This is a genomic window from Cyanobium sp. HWJ4-Hawea (assembly GCF_024345815.1).
Lineage (GTDB): Bacteria > Cyanobacteriota > Cyanobacteriia > PCC-6307 > Cyanobiaceae > Cyanobium_A.
In genome coordinates, this window is the sequence record NZ_JAGQBV010000006.1 from 1 (window position 1) to 25,272 (window position 25,272).

General features: G+C 61.8%; 37 protein-coding genes and 1 tRNA gene. 5 read left to right on the top strand and 33 right to left on the bottom strand.

The features are described 5' to 3' along the window. The first annotated feature begins 76 nt into the window (after nucleotides 1-76). Both psaA and psaB read left to right on the top strand, forming a co-directional pair. A complete protein-coding gene (psaA, locus tag KBY58_RS02285) occupies nucleotides 77-2,380 on the top strand; it encodes a photosystem I core protein PsaA (RefSeq protein ID WP_255002705.1) in 2,304 nt (767 codons plus the stop codon). Nucleotides 2,381-2,400: 20 nt separating this feature from the next. Then, entirely contained in the window at nucleotides 2,401-4,614 is a 2,214-nt protein-coding gene (gene psaB / locus KBY58_RS02290) for a photosystem I core protein PsaB (RefSeq protein ID WP_255002669.1), read from the top strand. A gap of 44 nt (nucleotides 4,615-4,658) precedes the next feature. Here psaB and KBY58_RS02295 read toward each other — a convergent pair whose 3' ends face one another. From KBY58_RS02295 to KBY58_RS02305, 3 genes are all read right to left on the bottom strand, one after another. Beyond that, entirely contained in the window at nucleotides 4,659-4,895 is a 237-nt protein-coding gene (locus tag KBY58_RS02295; protein ID WP_254934836.1) for a hypothetical protein, read from the bottom strand. 129 nt (nucleotides 4,896-5,024) lie between these two features. Next, complete coding sequence (locus tag KBY58_RS02300; RefSeq protein WP_254934835.1) at nucleotides 5,025-5,516, bottom strand: photosystem I reaction center subunit XI; 492 nt, start codon at nucleotides 5,514-5,516, stop codon at nucleotides 5,025-5,027. Nucleotides 5,517-5,568: 52 nt separating this feature from the next. Then, nucleotides 5,569-5,685: a photosystem I reaction center subunit VIII gene (locus KBY58_RS02305; protein WP_254934834.1), complete on the bottom strand. Its 117-nt coding sequence runs from the start codon at nucleotides 5,683-5,685 to the stop codon at nucleotides 5,569-5,571. A 90-nt stretch (nucleotides 5,686-5,775) separates the two neighbouring features. On the opposite strand from KBY58_RS02305, the gene KBY58_RS02310 reads away from it, so the two are divergent. After that, nucleotides 5,776-6,237: a HEAT repeat domain-containing protein gene (locus KBY58_RS02310; protein ID WP_255002670.1), complete on the top strand. Its 462-nt coding sequence runs from the start codon at nucleotides 5,776-5,778 to the stop codon at nucleotides 6,235-6,237. On the opposite strand, the gene KBY58_RS02315 is transcribed toward KBY58_RS02310, so the two are convergent. Beyond that, on the bottom strand, nucleotides 6,198-7,157 hold the full coding sequence (locus KBY58_RS02315) for a glycosyltransferase family 2 protein (protein ID WP_255002671.1): 960 nt from the start codon (nucleotides 7,155-7,157) through the stop codon (nucleotides 6,198-6,200). The two genes, KBY58_RS02310 and KBY58_RS02315, sit on opposite strands and share 40 nt — an antisense overlap. Before the next feature lie 42 nt (nucleotides 7,158-7,199). Further along, a complete protein-coding gene (locus KBY58_RS02320; RefSeq protein ID WP_255002672.1) occupies nucleotides 7,200-7,955 on the bottom strand; it encodes a C40 family peptidase in 756 nt (251 codons plus the stop codon). Nucleotides 7,956-8,014: 59 nt separating this feature from the next. Between KBY58_RS02320 and KBY58_RS02325 the strand changes: the two genes are divergently transcribed. Beyond that, nucleotides 8,015-8,944 (top strand): serine hydrolase, encoded by a 930-nt coding sequence (locus KBY58_RS02325; RefSeq protein WP_255002674.1) that lies wholly within the window; start codon nucleotides 8,015-8,017, stop codon nucleotides 8,942-8,944. Nucleotides 8,945-8,973: 29 nt separating this feature from the next. Here KBY58_RS02325 and KBY58_RS02330 read toward each other — a convergent pair. Next, nucleotides 8,974-9,062 (bottom strand) — tRNA-Ser (locus KBY58_RS02330). Between the two features lie 47 nt (nucleotides 9,063-9,109). After that, complete coding sequence (gene alr, locus KBY58_RS02335) at nucleotides 9,110-10,243, bottom strand: alanine racemase (protein WP_255002706.1); 1,134 nt, start codon at nucleotides 10,241-10,243, stop codon at nucleotides 9,110-9,112. Between the two features lie 107 nt (nucleotides 10,244-10,350). Between alr and KBY58_RS02340 the strand changes: the two genes are divergently transcribed. After that, on the top strand, nucleotides 10,351-10,869 hold the full coding sequence (locus KBY58_RS02340) for an HNH endonuclease (protein ID WP_255002675.1): 519 nt from the start codon (nucleotides 10,351-10,353) through the stop codon (nucleotides 10,867-10,869). Here the strand turns inward: KBY58_RS02340 and prfA are convergent. From prfA to rpsS, 26 genes are all read right to left on the bottom strand, one after another. Then, nucleotides 10,866-11,963: a peptide chain release factor 1 gene (gene prfA / locus KBY58_RS02345; protein ID WP_254934830.1), complete on the bottom strand. Its 1,098-nt coding sequence runs from the start codon at nucleotides 11,961-11,963 to the stop codon at nucleotides 10,866-10,868. The genes KBY58_RS02340 and prfA overlap by 4 nt on opposite strands. A gap of 36 nt (nucleotides 11,964-11,999) precedes the next feature. Continuing rightward, nucleotides 12,000-12,323: a 50S ribosomal protein L31 gene (gene rpmE, locus KBY58_RS02350; protein ID WP_255002676.1), complete on the bottom strand. Its 324-nt coding sequence runs from the start codon at nucleotides 12,321-12,323 to the stop codon at nucleotides 12,000-12,002. Nucleotides 12,324-12,361: 38 nt separating this feature from the next. After that, nucleotides 12,362-12,766 carry a 30S ribosomal protein S9 gene (gene rpsI / locus KBY58_RS02355; protein ID WP_254934828.1) on the bottom strand — a complete coding sequence of 135 codons (405 nt, stop codon included), beginning with the start codon at nucleotides 12,764-12,766 and terminating at the stop codon, nucleotides 12,362-12,364. Then, nucleotides 12,763-13,218, bottom strand: a complete 456-nt coding sequence (rplM, locus tag KBY58_RS02360) for a 50S ribosomal protein L13 (protein ID WP_254934827.1) — start codon at nucleotides 13,216-13,218, stop codon at nucleotides 12,763-12,765. Before rplM ends, rpsI begins: the two co-directional genes overlap by 4 nt. A 159-nt stretch (nucleotides 13,219-13,377) precedes the next feature. Further along, on the bottom strand, nucleotides 13,378-14,247 hold the full coding sequence (gene truA, locus KBY58_RS02365) for a tRNA pseudouridine(38-40) synthase TruA (protein ID WP_255002677.1): 870 nt from the start codon (nucleotides 14,245-14,247) through the stop codon (nucleotides 13,378-13,380). A 55-nt stretch (nucleotides 14,248-14,302) separates the two neighbouring features. After that, a complete protein-coding gene (gene rplQ / locus KBY58_RS02370) occupies nucleotides 14,303-14,653 on the bottom strand; it encodes a 50S ribosomal protein L17 (RefSeq protein ID WP_254934825.1) in 351 nt (116 codons plus the stop codon). 32 nt (nucleotides 14,654-14,685) lie between these two features. Then, nucleotides 14,686-15,624 (bottom strand): DNA-directed RNA polymerase subunit alpha, encoded by a 939-nt coding sequence (locus tag KBY58_RS02375; RefSeq protein ID WP_254934824.1) that lies wholly within the window; start codon nucleotides 15,622-15,624, stop codon nucleotides 14,686-14,688. Nucleotides 15,625-15,681: 57 nt separating this feature from the next. After that, complete coding sequence (gene rpsK / locus KBY58_RS02380; protein WP_254934823.1) at nucleotides 15,682-16,074, bottom strand: 30S ribosomal protein S11; 393 nt, start codon at nucleotides 16,072-16,074, stop codon at nucleotides 15,682-15,684. A gap of 183 nt (nucleotides 16,075-16,257) precedes the next feature. Further along, on the bottom strand, nucleotides 16,258-16,623 hold the full coding sequence (gene rpsM / locus KBY58_RS02385; RefSeq protein WP_255002678.1) for a 30S ribosomal protein S13: 366 nt from the start codon (nucleotides 16,621-16,623) through the stop codon (nucleotides 16,258-16,260). Nucleotides 16,624-16,722: 99 nt separating this feature from the next. Beyond that, entirely contained in the window at nucleotides 16,723-16,836 is a 114-nt protein-coding gene (gene rpmJ / locus KBY58_RS02390) for a 50S ribosomal protein L36 (RefSeq protein WP_007100636.1), read from the bottom strand. A gap of 57 nt (nucleotides 16,837-16,893) precedes the next feature. After that, nucleotides 16,894-17,442: an adenylate kinase gene (locus tag KBY58_RS02395; RefSeq protein ID WP_255002679.1), complete on the bottom strand. Its 549-nt coding sequence runs from the start codon at nucleotides 17,440-17,442 to the stop codon at nucleotides 16,894-16,896. A gap of 70 nt (nucleotides 17,443-17,512) precedes the next feature. Next, nucleotides 17,513-18,832, bottom strand: coding sequence for a preprotein translocase subunit SecY (gene secY / locus KBY58_RS02400; protein ID WP_255002680.1), 1,320 nt, complete (start codon nucleotides 18,830-18,832; stop codon nucleotides 17,513-17,515). 172 nt (nucleotides 18,833-19,004) lie between these two features. Further along, nucleotides 19,005-19,454 (bottom strand): 50S ribosomal protein L15, encoded by a 450-nt coding sequence (rplO, locus tag KBY58_RS02405; protein WP_255002681.1) that lies wholly within the window; start codon nucleotides 19,452-19,454, stop codon nucleotides 19,005-19,007. Nucleotides 19,455-19,462: 8 nt separating this feature from the next. Further along, the gene (rpsE, locus tag KBY58_RS02410; protein WP_255002683.1) at nucleotides 19,463-20,125 is read right to left on the bottom strand and encodes a 30S ribosomal protein S5; all 663 of its coding nucleotides are present in this window, start codon (nucleotides 20,123-20,125) and stop codon (nucleotides 19,463-19,465) included. Between the two features lie 14 nt (nucleotides 20,126-20,139). Then, nucleotides 20,140-20,505, bottom strand: a complete 366-nt coding sequence (gene rplR / locus KBY58_RS02415; protein WP_255002684.1) for a 50S ribosomal protein L18 — start codon at nucleotides 20,503-20,505, stop codon at nucleotides 20,140-20,142. Nucleotides 20,506-20,537: 32 nt separating this feature from the next. Then, on the bottom strand, nucleotides 20,538-21,077 hold the full coding sequence (rplF, locus tag KBY58_RS02420) for a 50S ribosomal protein L6 (RefSeq protein WP_254934816.1): 540 nt from the start codon (nucleotides 21,075-21,077) through the stop codon (nucleotides 20,538-20,540). A gap of 17 nt (nucleotides 21,078-21,094) precedes the next feature. Further along, nucleotides 21,095-21,496, bottom strand: a complete 402-nt coding sequence (gene rpsH, locus KBY58_RS02425; protein WP_254934815.1) for a 30S ribosomal protein S8 — start codon at nucleotides 21,494-21,496, stop codon at nucleotides 21,095-21,097. Between the two features lie 19 nt (nucleotides 21,497-21,515). Beyond that, nucleotides 21,516-22,055: a 50S ribosomal protein L5 gene (rplE, locus tag KBY58_RS02430; protein WP_254934814.1), complete on the bottom strand. Its 540-nt coding sequence runs from the start codon at nucleotides 22,053-22,055 to the stop codon at nucleotides 21,516-21,518. 95 nt (nucleotides 22,056-22,150) lie between these two features. After that, nucleotides 22,151-22,507 (bottom strand): 50S ribosomal protein L24, encoded by a 357-nt coding sequence (gene rplX, locus KBY58_RS02435; protein WP_255002685.1) that lies wholly within the window; start codon nucleotides 22,505-22,507, stop codon nucleotides 22,151-22,153. 1 nt (nucleotide 22,508) lies between these two features. Continuing rightward, entirely contained in the window at nucleotides 22,509-22,874 is a 366-nt protein-coding gene (rplN, locus tag KBY58_RS02440) for a 50S ribosomal protein L14 (protein ID WP_254934812.1), read from the bottom strand. Nucleotides 22,875-22,887: 13 nt separating this feature from the next. Beyond that, nucleotides 22,888-23,139, bottom strand: a complete 252-nt coding sequence (gene rpsQ / locus KBY58_RS02445; RefSeq protein ID WP_254934811.1) for a 30S ribosomal protein S17 — start codon at nucleotides 23,137-23,139, stop codon at nucleotides 22,888-22,890. A 17-nt stretch (nucleotides 23,140-23,156) separates the two neighbouring features. Beyond that, the gene (gene rpmC / locus KBY58_RS02450; RefSeq protein ID WP_254934810.1) at nucleotides 23,157-23,381 is read right to left on the bottom strand and encodes a 50S ribosomal protein L29; all 225 of its coding nucleotides are present in this window, start codon (nucleotides 23,379-23,381) and stop codon (nucleotides 23,157-23,159) included. 2 nt (nucleotides 23,382-23,383) lie between these two features. Beyond that, nucleotides 23,384-23,851 (bottom strand): 50S ribosomal protein L16, encoded by a 468-nt coding sequence (rplP, locus tag KBY58_RS02455; RefSeq protein WP_254934809.1) that lies wholly within the window; start codon nucleotides 23,849-23,851, stop codon nucleotides 23,384-23,386. 15 nt (nucleotides 23,852-23,866) lie between these two features. Next, entirely contained in the window at nucleotides 23,867-24,595 is a 729-nt protein-coding gene (rpsC, locus tag KBY58_RS02460; protein ID WP_254934808.1) for a 30S ribosomal protein S3, read from the bottom strand. 19 nt (nucleotides 24,596-24,614) lie between these two features. Next, complete coding sequence (rplV, locus tag KBY58_RS02465) at nucleotides 24,615-24,968, bottom strand: 50S ribosomal protein L22 (RefSeq protein WP_254934807.1); 354 nt, start codon at nucleotides 24,966-24,968, stop codon at nucleotides 24,615-24,617. 4 nt (nucleotides 24,969-24,972) lie between these two features. Continuing rightward, complete coding sequence (rpsS, locus tag KBY58_RS02470; protein WP_254934806.1) at nucleotides 24,973-25,248, bottom strand: 30S ribosomal protein S19; 276 nt, start codon at nucleotides 25,246-25,248, stop codon at nucleotides 24,973-24,975. Nucleotides 25,249-25,272 lie beyond the last annotated feature (24 nt).

Below are 25,272 nucleotides of genomic sequence, written 5' to 3' on the forward strand. Positions count from 1 at the left end.
TTTTGCAGCTCTACCGGTGCATCCGCCTCCAGGGGTGGACCTTCCACCTCGATTCCGTCCCTCGAGGAACCTCTCGATGACCATCAGCCCACCAGAGCGTGGGAACAAGGCAAAGGACATGGTCGACCGGAACCCAGTTCCGGTGTCGTTCGAGCTTTTCGAAAAGCCCGGCCACTTCGACCGCAGCCTTGCCAAGGGTCCCAAAACCACAACCTGGGTTTGGAACCTCCACGCCAACGCTCACGATTTCGATAGCCACACGAGCGACCTCGAAGAGGTTTCTCGCAAGATTTTTTCGGCTCACTTCGGCCACCTGGCCGTCATTTTCATCTGGCTTAGCGGCGCCTTCTTCCATGGAGCCCGCTTCTCCAACTACTCCGGTTGGTTGGTAGATCCCCTGCACGTAAAGCCTTCCGCGCAGGTTGTCTGGCCAATTTTTGGCCAGGAGATTCTCAATGGCGATGTGGGTGCCGGCTTCCACGGCATTCAGATCACCTCAGGTCTTTTCCACGTGTGGAGGGCTTGGGGCATCACCAACGAAACCCAGCTGTTGGCCCTGGCCATCGGTGCTCTGGTGATGGCCGGCTTGATGCTCAATGCCGGCGTTTTTCACTATCACAAGGCAGCTCCAAAGCTCGAGTGGTTCCAGAACGTTGAGTCGATGCTCAACCACCATCTGGCGGGCCTCCTCGGCTTGGGCTCCCTTTCCTGGACTGGGCACCTCTTGCATGTGTCCCTTCCCACCACTGCGCTGATGGATGCCATCGACGCCGGCAACCCGCTGGTGCTCAACGGCAAGACCATCGCCACCTATGCAGACATTCCCCTGCCCCACGAGTTCCTGAATCAGGATCTGATTTCCCAGATTTATCCCGGTTTCGGGGCTGGTGTTTCAGCCTTTTTCTCGGGTAACTGGGCCGCCTACGGCGATTTCCTCACCTTTAAGGGTGGTCTGAATCCCGTTACCGGAAGTCTCTGGATGACTGACATCGCCCATCACCACTTGGCGATTGCGGTGCTGTTCATCGTGGCCGGTCACATGTACCGGACCAACTGGGGCATTGGCCACAGTATTAAGGAGATTCTGGAAGGCCAGAAGGGTGATCCTCTCCTGTTCCCTGCCCCCAATGGTCATGACGGACTCTTTGAGTTCATGACCACTTCTTGGCACGCCCAACTGGCTGTGAACCTCGCGCTGCTCGGATCCCTGAGCATCATCGTGGCCCAGCACATGTATGCGATGCCTCCCTATCCCTACATCGGGATCGATTACCCCACCCAGCTGTCGATCTTTACCCATCACACCTGGATTGGCGGATTCTTGATCGTTGGTGCTGGGGCCCACGCCGCCATCGCGATGATTCGCGATTACGACCCCGCCAAGCACGTAGACAACGTGCTCGACCGGGTGCTCAAGGCCCGTGACGCCATCATCAGCCACCTCAACTGGGTGTGCATTTGGCTGGGCTTCCACAGCTTCGGCCTCTATATCCACAACGACACCATGCGTGCCCTGGGCCGTCCCCAGGACATGTTCAGCGACTCCGCCATTGCCCTGAAGCCCATCTTCGCGCAATGGATCCAAGGCCTCCACGCCGCCGCCGCCGGCAGCACCGCGCCCAACGCCCTGGCCAGCGTTAGCGAAGTGTTCAACGGCACGGTTGTGGCCGTGGGTGGCAAGGTCGCCGCCGGTCCGATCCCCTTGGGAACGGCCGACTTCATGGTGCACCACATCCACGCCTTCACGATCCACGTCACCGTGTTGATCCTGCTGAAGGGTGTGCTCTATGCGCGCAGCTCCAGGCTTGTGCCCGACAAGGCAAACCTGGGCTTCCGCTTCCCCTGCGACGGCCCTGGCCGTGGCGGTACCTGTCAGGTGTCGGCTTGGGACCACGTGTTCCTCGGCCTGTTCTGGATGTACAACTCCCTGTCGATCGTCATTTTCCACTTCTCCTGGAAGATGCAGAGCGACGTGTGGGGCACCGTCAATGCCGACGGCAGCGTCCAGCACATCACCAACGGCAACTTTGCCCAAAGCGCCATCACCATTAATGGTTGGCTGCGGGACTTCCTCTGGGCCCAGGCCGCACAAGTGATCAACAGCTACGGCTCGAGCTCCAGTGCCTACGGCCTGATGTTCCTAGGTGCCCACTTCATCTGGGCCTTCAGCCTGATGTTCCTGTTCAGTGGCCGCGGCTACTGGCAAGAACTGATTGAGTCCATCGTCTGGGCTCACAACAAGCTGAGGGTGGCTCCTGCGATTCAACCGCGGGCGCTCTCCATCACCCAAGGCCGTGCCGTCGGTGTCGCCCACTATCTGTTGGGCGGTATTGCTACGACCTGGGCATTCTTCCTGGCCCGCATTGTCGCGGTCGGCTGACCTCCTCCTGACCTTTCCTCATGGCAACGAAATTTCCTTCGTTTAGCCAGGGTCTGGCACAGGACCCGACAACCCGCCGTATTTGGTACGGCATCGCCACGGCTCACGATTTCGAGAGCCATGACGGAATGACCGAGGAGCGGCTTTACCAAAAGCTGTTCTCCACCCACTTCGGTCACCTGGCCATCATTGGCCTCTGGGTTTCGGGCAACCTGTTCCATATCGCCTGGCAGGGCAACTTTGAGCAGTGGGTCGCCGATCCGCTGCATGTCCGTCCCATCGCTCACGCGATCTGGGATCCCCACTTTGGCGAGGGCGCAATTGCGGCCTTTACCCAAGCGGGTGCTTCTTCTCCGGTGAACATTGCCTATTCCGGTCTGTACCACTGGTGGTACACGATCGGTATGACCACCAACGCCGAGCTTTACCAGGGTTCCATCTTCATGATGATCCTGTCGGCTTGGGCCCTGTTCGCCGGTTGGTTACACCTCCAGCCCAAGTTCCGGCCTTCCTTGGCCTGGTTCAAGAACGCTGAATCCCGCCTGAACCACCACCTGGCTGTTCTGTTCGGCTTCAGCTCGATTGCTTGGGCCGGTCACCTGGTGCACGTCGCCATCCCTGAGGCCCGTGGTCAGCACGTCGGTTGGGACAACTTCCTTTCCGTTCTGCCCCACCCCGCCGGCCTGGCGCCGTTCTTCACCGGTAACTGGGGTGTGTATGCCCAGAACCCTGACACCGCCTACCAAATCTTTGGTACGACTGAGGGTTCAGGCACCGCCATCCTCACCTTCCTTGGTGGTTTCCACCCCCAAACCGAAGCTCTCTGGCTCACCGACATTGCCCATCACCACCTGGCGATTGGCTGTCTCTTTGTGATCGCCGGCCACATGTACCGGACCAACTTCGGTATTGGGCATTCGATCCGGGAGATCCTTGATGCCCACAACCCCCCTAAGGGCACCCCCTTTGGCGGCGCACTTGGAGCTGGCCACAAGGGTCTTTACGACACCATCAACAATTCTCTCCACTTCCAACTTGGTTTGGCCCTGGCCAGCCTTGGTGTGGTGACGAGTTTGGTGGCGCAGCACATGTATGCGATGCCGTCCTATGCGTTTATCGCAAAGGACTACACCACCCAGGCTGCCCTCTATACCCACCACCAGTACATCGCCATCTTCCTGATGTGCGGTGCCTTCGCCCACGGTGCGATCTTCTTCATCCGCGACTACGACCCGGAAGCGAACAAGGACAACGTCCTTGGTCGGATGCTTGAGCACAAGGAAGCAATCATCAGCCACCTGAGCTGGGTTTCCCTGTTCCTCGGTTTCCACACCCTGGGTCTTTACGTCCACAACGACGTAGTAGTTGCCTTCGGTACCCCCGAGAAGCAGATCCTGGTAGAGCCTGTCTTTGCCCAATTCGTTCAAGCCGCTAGCGGTAAGGCGATGTATGGCATGGATGTGCTCCTGTCCAACGCCGGCAGCGCAGCCAGCACCGCCGGTGCTGCCTACATGCCCGGTTGGATGGATGCCATCAACGGCAGCAGCGATCTCTTCCTGCCGATTGGCCCTGGCGACTTCCTCGTGCACCACGCCATCGCGTTGGGACTGCACACCACCACCTTGATCCTGGTGAAGGGCGCCTTGGACGCCCGGGGTTCCAAGCTGATGCCCGACAAAAAGGACTTCGGCTACTCCTTCCCCTGCGACGGCCCCGGCCGCGGCGGTACCTGTGACATCTCAGCTTGGGATTCCTTCTATCTGTCGGTTTTCTGGGCTCTGAACACCGTGGGTTGGGTCACCTTCTACTGGCACTGGAAGCACCTTGCTATTTGGCAGGGCAACGTGGCCCAGTTCAACGAATCCAGCACCTATCTGATGGGTTGGTTACGCGACTACCTGTGGCTCAACAGCTCCCAGCTGATCAACGGTTACAACCCGTTTGGCAGTAACAACCTGGCCGTCTGGTCCTGGATGTTCCTGTTCGGTCACCTGGTGTGGGCCACCGGCTTCATGTTCCTGATCTCCTGGCGCGGTTATTGGCAGGAACTGATTGAGACGATTGTCTGGGCCCATCAGCGCACTCCGCTCGCCAACTTGGTGGGCTGGCGCGATAAGCCTGTGGCTCTCTCGATCGTTCAGGCCCGTGTGGTGGGTCTTGCCCACTTCACGATAGGCTACATACTCACGTACGCAGCCTTCCTGATCGCATCTACTTCTGGCAAGTTTGGCTGATTTCAGCCCCTTGCTCCACCTCGAGGGACGACCTCACCCCCGGTTCACCCCGGGGGTTTTTTATGGCCAGAGGCAGTTGGGTAGTTCTTTTGCACGTAGCTCCAGTCTTCGCACTTCAGCTCAATGCCATCGGTCTGGGCGCGCTCGCTGCGCAGACAGGTGATGGTGGCCTGATGGCCCGCAGCAGCTGGCTCGGCCTTGGGGCAAAAGTTCTGGCAGCCAGCCAAGAGCAATGCTGCTGCCAGGCTGAAACCAGTCAGCAGCAGGGGGCGGATAGTCATAGGGGTGTGTGACTTGGCTGCTGCCATCTTGATTGGGCGGCTGCTTGTTGATTTGCCTAGTGCCTGCCCATTAAAAAAGCCCCGCCGATTTGGCAGGGCTTGTTGAGCTTGTAGGGCTTGGGGCCTGGTTTAGTTAACGCTCCAGACGCCACCGGCGATATTGACCAGGGGGGCAACGATTGAGGTGCCCACCAGGAACCAGGCGAAGGCGGCACCACCGCAACCACCAAGCCAGAAGCCACTGGCAAATTCAGCCCAACCAGCCTTGGTGAAAAGGTCGGAGGGGGGATTGTCGATCGTGGCATCGGCCGGCTGGACGTTCGGACCATTGCCCGCGGTGCCATAGATCGACAGGCAAACCGTCAGGATCGAGACCAGGCCAATGGTGGCCAGGAGGCCTGCGGTGCTTGCGTACTCGGTGAGGCGCAGGGGGCCGCAGATGGCAAAGGGGCCGTAGAGAAAGAAGCCATGGGCCATACCAACTTCCAAGCCGCGGCGATTCGGGGACAGGGAAGGGCGGTAGGCCGGCAGAGCACCCAAAAATGCCCGGCTGAAATAGCTGCTGTTAACGGGAGTGGCCAAATTGCCGACGCAGGGGTCGGCCACGGGGGTCACGGTCATGGTGGCGATAGGTAGGTCGGCAGAAGGAAGGGCATTGGGCTCAGGGCGCAGCTCAGTTGCGGGCTTCGATCACGTTGAACAACAGGGCCATGGCCACCGCTGGTCCAAGGATCCCTACTAGGGGCACGAACACCGAGGGCAGCCAGGCTGCAGCAAATTCTCCAGTCATGGCAGGGACCAATAACAACCGTTGGTACTGTAAAGAGGTCCCCCGGGGCCACCTTCCTGGGCCCGATCCGGCGACATAAAAGTTCAATCCATGAACCCCCAAACCCTTGGTGCAGCTGCAGCGGTTTTGGCCGTCCTGTTGTGGTTAAGCAGCCGGCGTCGTCCTTCGCCGCTGGTCGGTCTCGATGCCGCCGCCGTTGCCCTGTTGAACAGGACCCAAATTGAGCTGGTCCAGGAGGCTGCTGCCGTGGCTGGCGGCACTGCCTCAGCTTTTGTTGCCCCTGCAGGGGCCCGCGAGCGAGCTGACTTGCTTCGCCTTTTGCAACATCAACTCCAGGGAGATACGGGCTCGCGCTTGGCTGCCATCCAGGCCGCTCGGGCCTGGGGCCACCGCAGCACCCTGCCTTTGCTGAAGCGTGGCCTGCGCGATGTCAGCCCCCAGGTGGCCCATGAGGCGGCTCGGGCCATGGATCTTTTCAGGGGCAGTCCAGGGGCCTTGGCCAGCGCCAAGCCTCAGGGGCGTTTGCCCCGCAATGCCGCCCTGACCCGGTAGATGGGTCGGCCTTGACTTTCGTGATATGTGCGCATTTGTACCTCTGCCAGCAGGCCAAAGCAGAAGAGCTGTACACCGGTAATCAGGGCTAGAAACGCCACCATCAGCAGCGGCCGGTTGCCGATGTCGGCCTGGGCAAACACCTTTTCCCCCAGGAGATAGAAGCTGAGCACCATTCCCAGCCCGATCGATCCGAGGCCCCAGAGGCCAAAGACATGCATCGGTCGGGTCAGAAAGCGCTTCATGAACCACACCGTCAGCAGATCCATCAGCACCCGGAAGGTGCGATCTATTCCGTATTTGCTTTCGCCGAAGCGGCGCGGTTGGTGGTTCACCTTCACTTCGCTGATCCTGGCGCCCTCGATGAAGGCCAATGCGGGCAGGAAGCGATGGAGTTCGCCGTAGAGGTTGAGGTCTTCCAGCACCTCCCGGCGGTAGGCCTTTAGGGAGCAGCCGTAGTCGTGTAGGCGCACGCCTGTAACTCGGGCGATCAGCAAATTGGCCAGCAGGGATGGCAGCAACCGGCTGATGGCTGCGTCTTTTCGCCGATGTCGCCAGCCGCTGACCAGGTCGTAACCCTCTTCCAGTCGGTTGAGGAGCAGGGGAATGTCGGCGGGATCGTTTTGGAGGTCCCCATCGAGGGTCACAATCACGGCGCCGCTGCTGGCATCGAAGCCTGCGGCCATGGCAGCTGTTTGGCCGTAGTTGCGCCGCAACAGCACCGCCACCAGCTCTGGCACCTCCCCGCCCAGCTCGGCCAGCACGGCAGCGCTTTGATCCTTGGAGCCGTCATCCACCAGCACTATTTCAAAGCCCAAACCCAGGGGCCTTAGGGCGCCGAGCAGTTGGCCCATCAGGGGCCTGAGGCTCTCCTGCTCGTTGTAGAGGGGCACCACTACGGAGAGCTGAACAGCAGACATGGGGTGGATGCTCCAGGCCTCGAAACTAGGCGGGCAGGGTCTTCATGGCAGAGCAGTGCCGTCATGGCAGCGCATTACCCTGCCGGCGCCCCGAAGGCTTTCCCGGTAGTGGCAGGCCACGGGGTTGCTGTTCTGGGGGGCCAGGTTGTCGATGGCCAGACCGTTGTGGCCGTTGCTTGACCCGGAGCTGTGCAGGTAGGCGCCTTGGCCCAAATGGAGGCCCACATGGGTGCAGTGATGGGGAGTGCCAAAAAAGATCAAATCTCCAGGCAACATCAGCTGGCTCACCCCAGGCCGTACGGCCACCGGCTGGCAGAAGCGCTCCTGCAGGTAGGCGTCCCTGGGTATCCAGATGCCCTGGGATGCATAGGCACTTTGCAGTAGGCCCGAGCAGTCGAAATCAGGCCCGAGGCTGCCGCCCCAGAGGTAGCTGTTGGCCTTCTGCTGGGCGGCAAGGGCCCACGCCACAACCCCATCAAGCCGCTTGGCAATGGCGCTGCGATCCAGTAGCTGGTTCTTCGGGCGTTGGGCGCTAATGGCCTGGCCCAGCAGGGCATCTACTTCAATCCAGCCCGGATAGCCATCATCCAGCAGGCGCACTGGCAATCTGCGGGAGATCGCAGCCGTCGCCATGGCTTGGGGCGCTGGCCCCTCGAGTACCAGCAGGTGGCGACCGGCCCAGGCCTGGGTTGCCAGGGAGGAACCCCTCGGACGGCTGAAGAGGTTGATCGGCCCCAGCAGCCGCCAGATAGTGCCTGCCCGTAACCATTCGGGGGCCGCCGGTGAACCCAAAGGCACGGGGCTTAAAACGGCAGGGTTCCTGGTGCCTAATGTCGCCACAGCGCTTGCCGGCAGTGATGGCGTTCTACAACCCTGATCCGGCCATGGGCCAGACCCTGGCCGATTTGGTCCGCGCCCTGGAGCTGGAGGGCCGCCCCGGCCTGGCCCAGCAACTCTCGATCACCTGGTTGAGTTACGAGTCTTCCCTGGTGGGGCAGGCAGCCGATCTGGGTGGGGCAGAGTTTTGGTCCAGGCCAGTGCAGGGGGCCAGCTGGGCGGGAGATCGGCCTCGCTATCCCGCCAGCGTGGTCAAGGCTTTTTATTTAGTGGCCGCTGAGGCCTGGCTCCAGGCCGATTGGCTCAAGGAATCGGACGAATTGCGCCGGGCCATGGCCGCCATGATCCGAGATTCCAGCAACGATGCCACTTCCCTGGTGGTAGATCGCCTCAGCGGGACCACCAGTGGCCCGGAGCTGGCGCCTGAAGCGATGGCAGCCTGGATTGGCCAGCGCCAGCTGGTGAACCAGTGGTATGGCCAGCTGGCTTGGCCGGAATGGTTGAGCTCCAATGTCTGCCAGAAAACCTGGGGGGATGGACCCTTTGGCCGCGAGCGGGATTTTTACGGGGCCCAGCTGGAAAACCGTAACCGCCTCAGCACCGATCTAACGGCCCGCCTGCTCCAAGGGATTATGGCTTCGGCCCTGGTCTCGCCGCCCGCCTGCGGCCGCATGCGCGGGCTGCTGGAGCGCAGTTTGGATCGGGAGCTGCGGGCTGCCGATCCGGAAAACCAGGTGGATGGTTTTTTAGGGGCTGGTCTGCCCCAGGGAGCTCGGCTGTGGAGCAAGGCCGGCTGGATGAGCCAGGCTCGCCATGACGCCGCCTACGTGGAAGCGCCAGGCCACAGGCCCATGCTGCTGGTGGTCTTCAGTGAGGGCGAGGGCTGTGCCCGCGATGTCCAACTGCTGCCGGAGTTGGCCGCACGCCTAACTTCCACCTGCCGCAGTTAAAGCCGTGGCAGGTGGATTGGCTTAGACAACGGAGAGGGAGGGATTCGAACCCTCGATAGAAGTTACCTCCTATAACTCCTTAGCAGGGAGCCGCTTTCAACCACTCAGCCACCTCTCCAGTGGCCCGATGAGCTTATCAGTGCACTGACGCTTGCTTGGGAGCCGTCAGCCCTTGGCATCAAGCCTGGGTAGTCGGTGCTTGAAGCCACAGAGGATTTCCCAGGGGATTGTTTGGCAGCGCCCACTCCAGTCGGCTGGGGTGATTTCTTGGCCGCCCTCCTCGCCCAGCAGGGTCAGTACCGAACCCACCTCCAGGCCTGGGCAGTCGCTGGCATCGACCACCAGCTGGTCCATGGTGATGGCGCCCACCTGGGGCAGGCGCTGCTGGCCAAACAGCACCTCCATTTGGTTTGAGAGCTGGCGTGGCACGCCATCGGCGTAGCCGATCCCCACCACCGCCAGACGGCTGGCCCGGCTGGTGCGGAAGCGGTGGCCATAGCTGACGCCAACCCCGGCTGCCACCTCCCGGATCAGGCTCACCCGCGCATGGATGCGCATGGCGCTTTTCAGGGGCATCCCATTGCCTAAATGGGCGGCGGGCCTGTGGCCGTAGAGGGCCAGTCCAACCCTCACCAGGTCGTAGTGGAGATTTTGGTGGCGCAGGGTGCCCGCCGAATTGGCCAGGTGGCGACAACCCGAATCCAGGCCTTGCGTCTGGAGGGCCCCAAGCACCGCCTCGAAGCGCCGCTGCTGTTCATCCGTAATGCCATCGTCGGAGTTGGGCGGGGCATCGGCACTGGCCAGGTGGGAATAGACCCCCGCCAGGTTTACGGCGTCTAGGTCGGCGATGGCGGCCACAATCCTGGGGCCCTCCTGCCAGTCGGCCCCGAGGCGGGCCATGCCCGTATCCAGCTTGAGCTGCAGGGCCATGCGCCGGCCACTGCTTTGGGCCAGGTTTTGACAGAGCAGGGCTTCGCGCATGCCGCTGATGGTGGGCATCAGCTCCCAGTGCAGGCAATTGCGCAACTCCTCAACGCTGTTGAGGTTCCCCAGCACCAGCACTGGGGCCCGGATGCCGGCCTGGCGTAATTCAATGCCTTCAGCCAGGGTCGCCACCCCAAACGAACTGGCACCTCCAGAAAGGGCGGCCTGGGCCACGGCTACAGCGCCATGGCCGTAACCATCGGCCTTGACCACTGCCATTAGTTGGGTGGATTCGGCCAGTTGCAGCCGAATGCTTCGGGCATTGGCGGCAATGGCGGAGCAATCCACCTCCACCCAGGCGCGCTGGCGCTCCAGCCCCTCAGCGCTTGGGAAATTGGCCTGGGGCCAAGGTGGATTGGTGGCCTGGGTCACCATCGTCGCGGATTATTGGCACTAGCATGCCGCGTAATACGGGTGCTGGCATGGGCCACGTTCTCGTTCTGAACGCGTCCTACGAACCTTTGAATATCACCACGTGGCGGCGGGCCATGGTGATGTTGCTCAAGGGCAAGGCGGTGGGGCTTGAGCATGATCCAGCCCACGTAATTAGGGAGGATTATCTCCTGCCTACCGTGATTCGCCTGCGTCAATTTGTGCGGGTGCCCTATAGGCAGTTGCCCCTGACTCGACGCAATCTTTTTCAGCGCGATGGCCACCGTTGCCAATACTGCGGCTGCAGCGGAGAGCGTCTCTCCGTAGACCATGTTTTCCCCCGCAGCCGGGGCGGCGGCGACACCTGGGAGAACGTGACCACGGCCTGTTTGCCCTGCAATGTGCGCAAGGGCAACCGCACCCCGAAGGAGGCGGGCATGCCCCTGGCCCGCAGCCCCCATCGGCCCATGGGCAGTCTCAGTTTTGAGGCCCGCCGCCAAATCCATGCTGGCCAGCACCTGGAGTGGGCCAAGTACGTGATTGGCAGCTGCGATGAAAGGGCTGCCTAGCCGGCTACTTCGGCGGCCAGTTCCTCCAGTTGGCGGCTTTGATCGGCGGCAATGCACGCCCCAATTAGGTCCTGCAGCTGCCCATTAAGCACCGGCTCCAGGCTGAAGTTGCGGCCTAGGCGGTGGTCGGTGGTGCGGCTGTCCTTGTAGTTGTAGGTGCGGATTTTTTCACTGCGGTCGCCGCTGCCGACCTGGGCTAGCCGAATGGAGCGCTCCTCGGCATTTGCCTCAGCCAGCTTGCGCTCGTAGAGCTTGGCCCGCAGGATCTCCATGGCCCGTTCCCTGTTCTGTAGCTGGGAGCGCTCCTGGGTGCAGAAGACCCTGATGCCTGTCGGTTTGTGCAGCAGGTCGACGGCCGTTTCCACCTTGTTGACGTTTTGACCGCCAGCGCCACCGGAACGGGCCGTGCTCAGTTCAATTTCGGTGGGGTCAATTTGCACCTCCACGGGGTCTGCCTCGGGCATTACCGCCACGGTGGCCGTTGAGGTGTGCACCCGCCCCTGGGATTCGGTGGCCGGCACCCTTTGTACCCGATGGACCCCCGCCTCAAATTTGAGCTGGCTAAAAACCCCTTCTCCCTTGATGGCCAGGATCAACTCTTTATAGCCGCCCAGTTCGGCTTCTGAGGCACTGACCGGATCGACCTTCCAGCCGATGGTTTGGGCATAGCGCTCATACATTCGGGCCAGATCCCCTGCCCAGATGGCCGCCTCGTCTCCACCGGCACCGGCCCTTATTTCCAGCATCACGCTGCGTTCGTCGCGGGGATCCCTAGGCAGCAGGGCAAGGGTGAGCTTCTGGCGCAGGCCGGCCATGGCTTCTGCAAGGCAGGCGAGCTCCTCGTTGGCAAGTTGCTCCATCGCCGGGTCGCCCCGGTGTTCCTTGAGCAGGGCCCTGGCATCACTTTCTTCCTGCTCCAGCTTTTGCAGCTGCTGGTGGTCGAGCACCAGGGGTTCTAGCCGGGAACGCTCCCGGGCAATGGCTTGCAGTTGGGTGGGATTGGAGGCCACAGCTGGATCGGCCAGCTGCCGTTCCAGGGTTTCAAAGGTGCGACGGGCCGTTTCCAGACGCCCGTGGAGCAGGTTTAGGTCCATGGCGATGGGGTTTGGGCGTCAAACGCCCTGACCCAATCAGGCGTCTGCTTCAGCGGGTGCTTCAGCGGTTGGTTCCATCGCGCTCGCCGCTGGCTGGGCTGGAGCTGCTTCGACTGGCGCAGCCTTCTTGTCGGCGGGGGCAGCGGCTTCACCACCGCCCATGCCGTACTTGCGCATGAAGCGGTCCACCCGACCCTCGGTATCGAGGATTTTTTGGGTGCCTGTGTAGAAGGGGTGGTTGCCACTCCACACATCAACGTTGATCTCAGGTGAGGTGGAGCCGGTGGTCATAACCACTTCTCCGTTGCAAATCACCTTGGCATCGGGGTACCAGGTGGGATGGATGTCTGCCTTGGCCATGGCTGGGAAAGAATGCTGCTGAAAGGGAAAAAAGAAAATCAGCGCTTGGAGAACTGAGGAGCCTTACGGGCTTTCTTCAGGCCGTACTTGCGGCGCTCCTTGGCGCGGGGGTCGCGGCTGAGGTGACCTTCGGTTTTCAGCGGCTTGCGGTTGTCGGGGGAAAGCTCGCAAAGGGCGCGGGCCGCACCTTGCTTAATGGCATCGGCTTGGCCGGTCAGGCCGCCGCCACGCACATTGACAAGGATGTCGTACTCCTTGGCCAGGCCCAGGGTTTTGAGGGGAGCTTGGACTGCCGCCAGGTAAACCGGGTTGTAGTTCAGGTAGTTGTCACCGGGGCGGCCGTTGATGGTCACGGTGCCACTGCCGGGAACTACGCGCACACGGGCCACCGCGGTCTTGCGACGACCTGTACCCCAATAGACGACTTTGTTGGAGGTGCTCATTGGTTGGCGGCGGTGGCGGGATCGAGGGCGAGGGCTTGGGGCTGCTGGGCGCCGTGGGGGTGCTCGGCACCCTTATAAACCTTCAGTTTGCGGAACAGCTGACGGCCCAGGGCGTTGTGGGGAAGCATGCCCTTGATCGCCTTCTCGACGATCCGCTCGGGCAGGCGAGCTTGCAGGTGCTCAAAGGTTTCGGTCTTCATGCCGCCGGGACGGCCGGAATGGCGGCGGTAGATCTTTTGGTTGGCCTTGTTGCCGCTCACCCTCACCTTGTCGGCGTTGATGATGACCACAAAATCACCTGTGTCCAGGTGGGGGGTGTAGCAGGGCTTGTTCTTGCCGCGCAGCACCTGGGCCACTTCGCTCGCCAGGCGACCGAGGGTTTGATTCTCCGCATCCACCAGATACCACTGGCGCTCTAGGGAATCAATGGAAGGGAGGGGGGTCTTGTTCATGTCGCCTGATCAAACACCGGCGAGCCGGATAGGAGGGCCCCAACGCAAATGCTGGGAATGGGTGCGTTGGGAGATGGGTTGAACTGCCGAGACAGGGTTTCAACCGGATTCAATGACCTTACCGCTTGGCCTGTCGTCGCCCTTGGAAGGGATACGGGGCTAGCACGACGGAGGTGAATCGGGGCATTCCAACGAATACCGCGGTTGTGAATCATACCAGGCAGCTTTTTGGAATATCTCCTGGGGATAGCCCACCCGTAGCAGGCAAAGCCCTTGCGGGGGAGCGGAATCCCTGATTTCACTGCGGCGCAGATTGCGCCAGCGTTCCCTGAAGGCCGCCGTCCCCAGGCTGCCCTCGCCGATGGCCACCAATTGGCCCATCACCAGCCTGACCATGCCGTAGAGAAAGCCGCTGGCCTGCAGTTCCGTAGTTACCAGATCGCCCTGGCGCTCGATTAGCACCTCTTGCAGGGTTGTGCGGGCGTTGGCACGGCGGCTGCCGGCCCGCTGAAAGGCGGAGAAATCGTGCTCCCCGAGCATTTCATTCAGAACCTCGGCCATGGCCCTTTCATCCAGTCGCCGCCGGTAGCGGTGCCACGACCAGGGCGCCAGAAATAGGTTGGGGGTGCGGCCGTTGTAAATGGTGTAGCGATAGCGCCGGTAGTTGGCAGCGAAGCAGGCGTGCCAATCGTTTTTCACCACCGTTGCGGAGCGCACCCGGATCGTGGCCGGTAGGCGGCCATTGAGGGCCTTGGCCCACCGTTCTGGAGGTATGGGCCCGGCCGCATCAAAGTGCACCACTTGGCCTGCCGCATGCACACCTGTGTCGGTGCGTCCCGCCGCCACGCTACGGACCGGCCTGTGGGGATCCAGCTCGGCAATCGCCTTCTCCAGCCGTTCTTGAACGCTGGGGGCGTTGCGCTGCTTTTGCCAGCCGCAGTAGGAAGAGCCGTCGTATTGAAGGCAGAGGGCAATCCTTTGGAGCTGGCCCTGGGGGTTTTCGCAGAAATTGGGGGTAAGTGAAGCCATTAAAAAACCGCGGTGAACCTGGGCTCGCCGCGGCCTGGATTAGATCGGTTCCGGTTCAAACCAGCTCGATGATTGCCATTTCGGCGTTGTCACCCCGGCGGGGCACGGTGCGAATGATGCGGGTGTAGCCGCCATTGCGATCGCCGTAGCGGTCCTGGGCCTTGTCAAACAGGGCGTGAACCAGCTGTTTGTCATAGATGTAGCCAATCGCCCGCCTGCGGGCAGGCAGGCTGCCGTCCTTGGCCAGGCTGATCATCCGCTCGGCTTCATCGCGCAGGGCCTTGGCCCGTGCCTTGGTGGTGGTTACCCGGCCCTCGCGGATTAGCTGGGTGGTAAGACCCCGCAGCATCGCTTTGCGTTGGTCGGCGGGGCGTCCCAACATGGGGACTCGGCATTGGTGTCTCATGGGTCTGGTTAGGTAGGGGGCGGGGCCGCCGATCAGGCGCTGGTGCGGCTTTGGGGGAGGATGATACCGATGCGCTCTAGCGCTTCGATAACTTCATCGGCCGACTTGGAGCCGAAGTTTTTGATCTCGAGCAGGTCTTCGTAGCTGAAGCCCATCAGGTCGGAAACGGAGTTGACCTGGGCCCGCTTCAGGCAGTTGTAAGCCCGCACCGAGAGGTTGAGCTCCTCGAGGGGGATTTGGGCCTCGGCCGAGGGCTCGGGCTCCAGGCCTGGCTCCTCCACCAGCGAAAGGCTCGCCAGGGGCTGGAATAGGGCGATCAGCTGGTTGGCTGCTTGGGCCATGGCGTCGTCGGGGGTGACGCTGCCGTTGGTTTCAATTTCCAGGCGCAGGCGCTCCCGGGCCGAACCACCCTCACCCACGGCGGTTTCATCCACCGTGTAGTTGACCCGTTTGACGGGTTTGAAGACCGCATCAATTTGGAGCAGGTCGATGGCGCTGGTGTCTTCGCTGTGGCGATTGACAGGCCTGTAGCCAACGCCGCGCTCCACATGCACTTCCAACTCCAGGTTGTGGCCCTCGGCCACGGTGGCAATCAGGCGGTTGCCGTCGATTACCTGCACCTGGGAAGAAAACTGCAGATCTGAGGCGGTCACGGTGGCGGGACCGTTGACCGTCAGGCGGCCGATCTCGAGCTCCCGGTTGCGGCTGTTGACCGAGATCTGTTTGCAGTTGAGCAGGATGTCGAGCACGTCTTCGCGCACCCCGGGGACCGTGGCGTACTCGTGGTTAACGCCGGAGATGCGGACGGCGGTGATGGCACTGCCCTCGAGGCTGCCAATCAGGACCCGGCGCAGGGCGTTCCCCAGGGTGGTGGCTTGGCCGCGATCGAGGGGGCCGATCAGGAAGACGCCCATTTGGGAGCGATCTTCAGAGATCTGGTGCTCAATCCGGTCAATTTGGTAATGCAACACGGTCTGAAGGGTCTAAAGGTTGGAAAGTTGCGCCCGAGGGGCTAGGTCAACGACAAATCAGACGCGACGACGCTTGGAGCGACGGCAGCCGTTGTGGGGCAGGGGGGTGACATCGCGGATCAGGGTGATTTCCAGACCCGCAACTTGAAGGGCACGAATCGCGGTTTCCCGACCGGAACCGGGGCCCCTCACCAGCACTTCAATTTGGCGCATCCCCTGTTCCATGGCCCGGCGACCAGCTGCTTCAGCAGCGGTTTGGGCGGCAAAGGGGGTGCCTTTGCGGGCGCCCTTGAAGCCACTGGCTCCGGCGGAGCTCCAGGAAATCACCTCACCGGCCGTGTCGGTAATCGACACGATCGTGTTGTTGAAGGTGCTTTGGATGTGCGCAACGCCGTTGGGCACATTGCGTTTGGCCTTTTTGGGGCCCGATTTTTTGGCTGGCTTTGCCATGGTTGGTAGGCCTGCAGGAGCAGGAGGTGATCAGGAAACGTCTGGGGAGCGCCCTGGTGACGCCGGTGACCCTTGGGCAGGCCTGAAAAATCAGGCTTACGGGGAGGTTGGCGGCAGGGCTGCTTGGGGAATGGAGCCTTAAGACAGGGAGTCGGACTGGGGTGAAGAAGGGGCCGCTGGGGCCTATTTCTTCTTGCCGGCCACGGTTTTGCGCGCACCACGGCGGGTACGGGCATTGGTCCGGGTGCGTTGACCGCGCACGGGCAGGCCCATGCGGTGGCGACGGCCGCGGACGCAGCCGATGTCCTGCAAACGCTTGAGGGCCATGCCCTCCTGGCGCCGCAGGTCCCCTTCGAGGGTGAAGCCCTCAGCAGCGCCGCGCAGCTTTTGCACGTCGGCGTCGCTGAGATCCTTCACCCGGGTGTCAGGGTTGACCCCGGTTTTGGCCAGGATCTTGTGGGCACGGGTCAAGCCAATGCCATACACATAGGTGAGAGCGATCTCGACTCGCTTGTCGCGAGGGATATCAACGCCGGCAATCCGAGCCACGTGGGAAAACGATTCAGTTGGAACAAATGGAGCTCAGCCCGGGCCAAATTGGCGTAAACGGGCTGGAGCAGCTGCCCCGGAGGGCGGCCATGGGGCTGGTCAGCCCTGGCGCTGCTTGTGCTTGGGGTTGGTGCAGATGACCATTACCCTGCCGTGGCGACGAATCACCCGGCACTTCTCACACATTTTTTTCACTGAGGCACGCACCTTCATGGGAGTAGTGCTCTCCGAAATTGCAAACGAGCAACCTATCACACAGGTCAACTGGCCTCAGCCCAGCAGCTCTGTGATGCGATCGGCAATCGTTTCGACGCTGCCAGCGGCCTCGACCGCCTCCAGCAGGCCCCTGCTGCGGTAGTGGCTGATCAGCGGTGCGGTCTGTTCGCGGTAGACCTCGAGGCGGTGGCGAATCACTGCTTCGTTGTCATCGGTGCGGCCCCGGCTCAGCAGGCGTTGGATCAGGAGGTCGTCGTCGAGCTCCATCAGCACAACCAATTCGATCTGTTGGCCCAGGTCATCAAGGAGCTGGCCCAGGGCTTCGGCCTGGGCCAGGTTGCGGGGAAAGCCATCGAGCAGCCAGCCGCCCTGATGGCTCTCTAGCCGGCCCCGCACGATCGCCAGCACCAGGGCATCGCTAACGAGCTCGCCCCTGGCCATGACGGCCTCGGCCTCTTGCCCCAAGGCACTGCCGGCCTGGACCTCCGCCCGCAGCAGGTCGCCGGTGGAGAGGTGCACCAGGTCCTTGGCCACGGCCAGTTGTTGGGCCTGGGTGCCCTTGCCGGCCCCGGGGGGACCGAGGAAAAGAAGGCGTTGTTTCATGGCTTGCAATGCAAATAAACGGAAAACAGCTGGCGGGTTTGGCAGGAATTTGCCCTGGCCGCCCCCGGGCCTATTGGCGCACCATCCCTTCGTAGCGCTGGGAGATCACGTAGGTCTGGACCTGCTTGGCCGTGTCGATGGCGACGCCCACCAGGATCAGCAGGGAGGTGGCCCCCAGGCCTTGAAAGGTCCGCACCTGGGTGGCGCCTTCAACAGCGGAGGGGATGATCGCCACCGCCCCGAGGAACACGCCGCCTAGAAGGGTGAGACGGTTTTGCACTCCGCTCAAGTAGGTGGCGGTTGCCGAGCCTGGCCGGATGCCTGGGATCGCTACGCCGCCCCGCTTTAGGTTGGTGGCGATGTCGACCGGATTGACCGTGAGCGAGGCATAGAAAAAGCCAAAGCCGCAGATCAGGCCGAAGAACACCAGGGCGTAAACCCAGGGCGTATTGCTGTTGGGATTGAGGTATCCCGCCACCTGGATCAGCAATGGGTTGCGGGTCAGGTTGGCGATGGTTAGGGGCAGGAACACAACTGCCGAGGCAAAAATGATCGGCATCACGCCTCCGGCATTGAGCTTGAGCGGCAGGTAGCTCTGGCGTGCGGCCAGCAGATTGGCTCCGCCCACCTGGCGTTTGGCGCTGACGATGGGGATGCGGCGGTTGCCCTCTTGTACAAAGATGATGCCCACGATGGTGAGCAGGAAAACAACCACCAGCACCACAATTCCCCCCACGGTGCTGCGGTCGCCGCTTTGGGCCAATTCAACGGTGGAGCCCAGGGCCTTGGGCAGGGTGGCCACGATGTTTACGAAGATCACCAGGGATGCGCCTTGGCCAATTCCCCTTTCAGTGATCACCTCAGATATCCACATCACCACCATCGAGCCTGTGACCAGCGCCAGGGCCGTTTGGATCACAAACACCGGCTCCGAGAGGCCCTCCGTGGCGTATTGCCTCAGGATCAGGGCAAAGACCGTGCTTTGCAGGATCCCCCAACCCAGTGCCACATAGCGGGTGATTTGGGCGATTTTGCGTCGACCAGCTTCACCTTCGTTTTTTTGAAGATCCTCGAGCTGGGGAAGGGCTGCCGTGAGCAGCTGGATGATGATCGAGGCGTTAATGAAGGGCAGGATCCCCAGGGCAAATACCCCCAGGGTGGAGAGTCCGCCGCCGGTGAAGATGTCGAGGAAGCCGATCAGCTGCCCGCCTTTTGAAAGGAAGTCGGCAAAGGCCACCCGATCAATGCCCGGCATGGGGATGTAGATCCCCAGCCGCACCACAAGCAGCAGGGCCAGGGTGGTGAGCACCCGGTCGCGCAGGCCCTTCGATTGGATCAACTGGCTGAGGATTTCCCCGGCACTGGGGTTTCGGCCCCGGCTAAGCAGCATGGTGAATCTGGGCGGGAGAGGGATGGGAACCAGCTGGCAGCATGCCTGGGGTGGGCCCGGGGCGGTGACTAGCCAAACAAAAGCCCCCTGCTGGCCAGGGGCTCAAGCAGACGGCTCAGACCTTAGACCGACCAACCCCACAGGCTATTGAGCGACCAGAGAAAGGAGGTGATCAGACCAGTTCGCAGCTGCCGCCGGCTGCTTCGATTTTGGTGCGGGCGCTGGCCGTAAAGGCAGTCGCCTGGACGGTGAGCTTGACGGCCAAATCACCATTCCCGAGGATCTTGAGAGGATGCTTGGGGCTAGTGACAATTCCATCTTTGACGAGGGAATCGAGGCTCACCGTGCTGCCGGCCTTGATCTCGGCAAGCTTGGCCACGTTGATCACGGTGAATTCCTTGCGGTTCACCAGTTCGAAGTGCTTGAGCTTGGGGATGCGACGGTAAAGGGGCATTTGGCCACCTTCGAAGCCAGGCCGGGTGGGGCTACCCGAGCGGGACTTTTGACCACGCATGCCGAAACCGCAGCTAGCACCTTGGCCGGCGGCGATGCCACGGCCCTTGCGCAGTTTGCGGCGCCTTGCACCGGGATTGGACTTAAGGGTTTGAAGAGTGAAAGACATGGGGAACCTCAGGAGTAAATCTGCTCGAGGGAGATGCCCCGCTCCTTGGCGGTCTCCTTGTGGGTGCGGAGGCCAGCCAGGGCTTCGATGGCAGCGCGGGCGTTGTTGAGGGGGGTTTTTGAACCCAGGCGCTTGGCGAGCACGTTTTTGATGCCGGCGAGTTCCAGCACCGTGCGGATCGAACCACCCGCGATAACACCGGTACCTGGGGCGGCCGGCCGAATCAAGACACTGGCGGCGCCATCGCGGCCATTGCTGAGGGTGGGGATGGAGCTGTGGCGGGTGAGGGGCACCTTCACCAGGTGCTTCTTGCCATCGGCCACGCCCTTGCGGACGGCGCCGATCACATCACCGGCCTTGCCGACGCCAACGCCGACCTGGCCCCGTTCGTTGCCGACAACAATGATGGCCCTGAAGCTCATCTTCTTGCCGCCCTTGACGGTTTTGGAGACACGGCGGATTTGCACCACGCGCTCCTGCCATTCGGAGTCACGCTCCTGGCCCCTGCGGTTGTCGCGGCCCCGGCCGCCGCCGCCGCCACGGCGGTCGCCGCCGCCGCCACGGCCTTCACCGCGGCCACCGCGGCGCTCCTGCTGGCCATCGGCCGCTGCAGGAACATCCGCCGCTCCCGGAATGGCGTTGGTTTGGATCTGGTCGTTGGATTCGGTCATGGTGAGAGCAGGGATCAGAACTGAAGGCCCGCTTCCCGGGCGGCGTCAGCCAGGGCTTTCACCCGGCCGTGGTACAGGTTGCCGCCGCGATCGAAGACCACCTGCTGGATGCCCTTAGCCAGGGCACGCTTGGCGACCAAGGCACCAACGGCCACGGAGGCATCGCAGGTGGCACTGGTTTCAAGACTGGTGCGCAGATCTTTGTCGAGGGTCGACGCTGCACAGAGGGTGTTCTGGGCGGCGTCGTCGATGACCTGGGCGTAGATGTGATTGTTGGAGCGGAACACGGCCAAACGCGGACGTTGGGCAGTGCCGGAGAGAAGGCGACGCAGGCGGCGGTGACGCTTCTGGGTCTGCTGTTTGCGGGAAATGGAAGACATAGGGATACAGGGTAACGGCTCTCAGGCAGACCTCATTTCTTACCGGTCTTACCGGCCTTGCGCAGGATGCGCTCACCCTCGTATTTGATGCCCTTGCCCTTGTAGGGCTCCGGCGGACGAATGGCGCGGACCTTGGCGGCCTCATTGCCCACAAGTTCCTTGTTGGCACCAGAGACAAAAACGGTGGTGTTGCCTTCCACGGTGAAGGTGACTCCATCGGGGGGCAGCATTTCCACCTGGTGGCTGTAGCCGGCGCTCACCACGAGTTTTTTGCCCTGCACGGCGGCGCGGTAGCCCACGCCAACGATTTCGAGCTTTTTGGTGTAGCCCTGGCTGACGCCTTCCACCATGTTGGCGACGAGGGTCCGGCACAGGCCATGGCGCTCGCGGGAGCGCCGGGTTTCCGTGCTGGGGCTCACCACCAGAGTGTTGCCGTCCTGGGAGATTTGCACCCCATCGGGGAGGGTGCGAGAAAGTTCACCCTTGGGGCCCTTCACGGTGACTGCCAGGCCATTGAGGCTGACACTCACCTTTTCGGGGAGGGGAATCGGTGCTTTACCAATACGAGACATGGATCAAATTCCCAGGATCAGTAGACGTAGCAGAGCACTTCGCCACCGACGCCCTGCTTGCGGGCGTCGCGGTCGCTCATCACTCCTTTAGAGGTGGAGATGATGGCCACACCGAGGCCGCCCAAAACCTTGGGCAGCTGACGATTGTTCTTGTAAACGCGCAGGCCAGGCTTGCTAACCCTTTGCACTGAGCGGATGGTGGGCTGGCGGTGTTTGCCGCTGTATTTCAGCTCTAGCACCAGGTGCCTCAGGACGCCTTCACCCTCTTCGGTGATGGCGGCAATGAAGCCCTCCTGCTGCAGCACGTTGGCAACGTTGCGCACCTGCCGTGAAGCTGGAATCTTTGTGGTCTCGTGACGCTTCTCACTCGCATTGCGAATGCGGGTGAGCATGTCAGAAATGGGGTCGTGATTGGCCATAGGTCGGGTCCGAAGAGGGCTAATTGCTGCGGAACGGCATTCCCATCTCGCGGAGGAGGGCCCGGCCCTCTTCGTCGCTACGGGCGCTGGTCACGATGGTGACGTCCATCCCCCGGATCGCATCGATCTTGTCGAAGGCGATCTCGGGAAAAATGATCTGTTCGCGGATCCCCAGGGTGTAATTTCCGCGGCCATCAAAGCTCTTGGGGCTCACACCGCGAAAATCGCGGATGCGGGGCAGAGCCAGGTGAATCAGGCGCTCCAGGAACGCATACATCCGCTCACCGCGCAGTGTCACAGCCACGCCAATTGGCATGCCCTGGCGGATCTTGAAGGCGGCAATAGCCTTCTTGGCGCGGGTCACCATCACCTTTTGACCGGTGATGTTGGCCAGCTCCACGATCGAGGCCTCAAGGGCCTTGGCATTTTGGGCGGCTTCACCGAGGCCCCTGTTGACGGTGATTTTCACCACCTTGGGGACTTCGTGAATATTGGAGAGATTGAGATCTTTCAGCAACTTGGGCTGGATCTTCTCCCGATAGTTCTTTTTGAGTGACATGACGGGGAGGGGAAAGCGCTTCTGGTCTGGGTCAGAAGGAGTGGATGGGGCGGGAAAGGAGTGGGGTGGGAGTTGGGCCCAGAGGGCCTGGCAACTCAATCCAGGATTTCTCCAGTCTTTTTAAGGCGGCGCTTTTTGGTGCCGTCCTTGTCGACCGTGATCTCAACGCGGCAGGCCACGTTTTTGGTCGTGGAATAGAGCATCACGTTGGAGGCATGCACGGATGCTTCCTCGGTCACGATGCGGCCGGTTTCGCCTTCCTGGGTGGGCTTGACGTGGCGGGTGCGCAGGTTGATTCCCTGCACAACCACCCGGTTTTCGATCGGCAGAGTGCGGATCACTTCACCGGTTTTGCCCTTGTCTTTGCCGGCAATCACCTGGACGGTGTCACCTTTTTTGATGCGCATCTTGATGCGCACCTGGGGCTTGGCCTTGGGGGTTGCGGTGGCCATTTCAGATCACCTCCGGGGCGAGCGACACAATCTTGGTGAAATTGCGTTCGCGCAGTTCCCGGGCCACAGGGCCGAAAACCCTGGTGCCCTTGGGGTTGTTGTCGCCACCAAGGATCACGGCAGCGTTGTCGTCGAAGCGAATCGAGTTGCCGGTTTCCCGGCGCAGGGTCGCCTTGGTGCGGACCACCACGGCTTTGACCACATCCGATTTCTTGACGCCCATGTTGGGCATTGCGTCCTTGACGGCAGCCACGATTACGTCGCCCACGTGGGCGTAGCGCCGGTTGGTACCGAGCACCCGGATGCACTGGATGCGCTTGGCGCCACTGTTGTCAGCGACGTTCAGGTATGTCTCTTGTTGAATCATTGGGGTGCTCTTCTCAACCGGCGTTGGTGCTGTTGAGAACCTCGGCCACAGTCCAGCGCTTAGTGCGGCTGAGCGGTCGGGTCTCAGTGATGCGAACCCGGTCGCCGACGCGGCAGTTGTTTGCCTCGTCGTGGGCTTTGTAACGGGTGGTCCGGCTGACCGTCTTTTGATAGATGGGGTGGGGGAAGCGGTTTTCGACCGCCACCACCACCGTTTTGTCCATCTTGTCGCTGACGACGGTGCCGACCCTTTCCTTGGTTGCCATGGGAATTAGGGGGGGAATCAGGAGGGGGAGTCAGCAGTGGCGGCGGAGCGTTTCTGCTCCTGCTGAACCGTCATCAGATGGGCCAGCTTGATGCGAGCTTCCTTGAAACGGTGGGGCTTTTCGAGCCTGCGGGTGGCTTGCTCGAAGCGCAGAGTGAACAGTTCACGCCGGGTGGCATTGATCTGTTCGTTGATCTCTTCGCCCGAGAGCTTGCGAACCTCGGTGATGTTGGGTCGGGCCATGGTCAGGACTCCACTGCGGCGGGTTTGCCAGAGGTGGCCAGAGCTTCCGCTTCCTGGTCAGCCAGGGTGAGGAACTTGGTCTTTAAAGGCAGCTTGTATTGGGCCAGGCGCATGGCTTCCTTGGCGATTTCGGGGGTGATGTCGGGACCCCCTATCTCGAACAGGATGCGACCTGGCTTGATCACGGCCACCCAGAACTCTGGGTTGCCCTTGCCGGAACCCATGCGGGTTTCGGCGGGGCGCATCGTGACGGGCTTGTCGGGGAAAATCCGTATCCAGATTTGCCCCCCCCGCTTGACGTAGCGGGTCATGGCCCGCCGGCTCGCTTCGATTTGGCGGGAGGTGATCCACCCGCACTCTTGGGCCTGCAGGGCAAATTCCCCGAAGGCAATGGTGTTTCCGCGAGTAGCGACACCGCGCATGCGGCCCCGCTGTTGCTTACGGAATTTGACGCGTCTAGGACTCAGCATGATTCGGCTTCCTGATCACTCCTTATTGGAGCGGTCTTCGAACTGTTGGGGCTGCCGGCTGGTCCGCCGACGGGGAGCTGCACCCACGGGCAGCTGCTCTTTTTGGCCAGGAAGAACCTCGCCTTTGAACACCCACACCTTGATGCCCAACACCCCATAGGTGGTGCTGGCCAGCTTGGTGGCGTAGTCGATGTCGGCGCGGAGGGTGTGCAGGGGCACACGACCTTCGCGGGTCCATTCGGTCCGGGCGATTTCGGCGCCGTTAAGGCGGCCGCTCACCTGGATCTTTAGGCCGAGCACGCCGGCCCGTTGGGCCCGCTGCACGGTCATCCGCATCACGCGACGGAATGCCACGCGCTTTTCCAGTTGCTGGGCGATGTATTCGGCCAGCAGGAAGGCGTCGGCATCTACCCGCTCCACTTCCACCACGTTGATGCGCACCTGGCGGGTCGCATCACCGAGGGTTTTTTGGATGCCGGTGCGCAGCTCCTCAATGCCGCTGCCCTGACGGCCAACGAGCACGCCGGGGCGAGCGGTTTTGAGTTCGACTTCCAATTGGTCGGCCTTGCGGGCAATCAGCACATCGCTGATGCCTGCGGCGCCGTACTTCTTGTGTACGAACTTACGAATCCGGTCGTCCTCCTGGAGGAGGGTCGGATAGGTCTTGCTGGGGGCGTACCAACGCGAGCGGTGTTCCTGGGTGATCCCCAGGCGCAGGCCGGTTGGATGGATCTTGTGTCCCATCAGTCGGTGTCCTCGGGGGTCAGGCGGAAGGAGCCACAGCAATGCTGATGTGGCAGGTCTGTTTCTTGATCGCGTAGGCGCGACCCTGGGCGCGGGGGCGAAAACGCTTCAGGGACGGACCCATGTCGGCGATCGCCTGGCTGATGACCAGGGTTGATGGGTCAAGGCCCATGTTGTGTTCTGCGTTAGCCACGGCCGACCGCAACACCTTGGTGATGGGGCCGGTGGAGCGGTAAGGCATGAACTCGAGCATGATCAGCGCCTCGCGATAGGTGCGGCCGCGGATCTGGTCGAGAACCCTGCGCACTTTGGACACGGAACCGCGGATGAAGCGGCCGTGGGCGAGGGCTTGGTTGGTTGATGTGTTTGCCATAGCGTCAGCGACCTCCTTTCTTGTCCTTGATGTGGCCCCGGAAGGTGCGGGTGGGGGCGAATTCCCCGAGCTTGTGGCCCACCATTTGTTCTGTCACGTAGACCGGCACATGGGATTTGCCGTTGTGCACGGCAATCGTGTGGCCAATCATCATCGGCAGGATGGTGGAAGCACGTGACCAGGTTTTGATCACGGACTTGTCGTCGGCGGCGTTTTGTCTCTCCAGCTTGCGGAGCAGGCTGTCGGCAACAAACGGACCTTTTTTGAGTGAACGTCCCATGGCGGTTTAAGCAGAAAGCAAAGC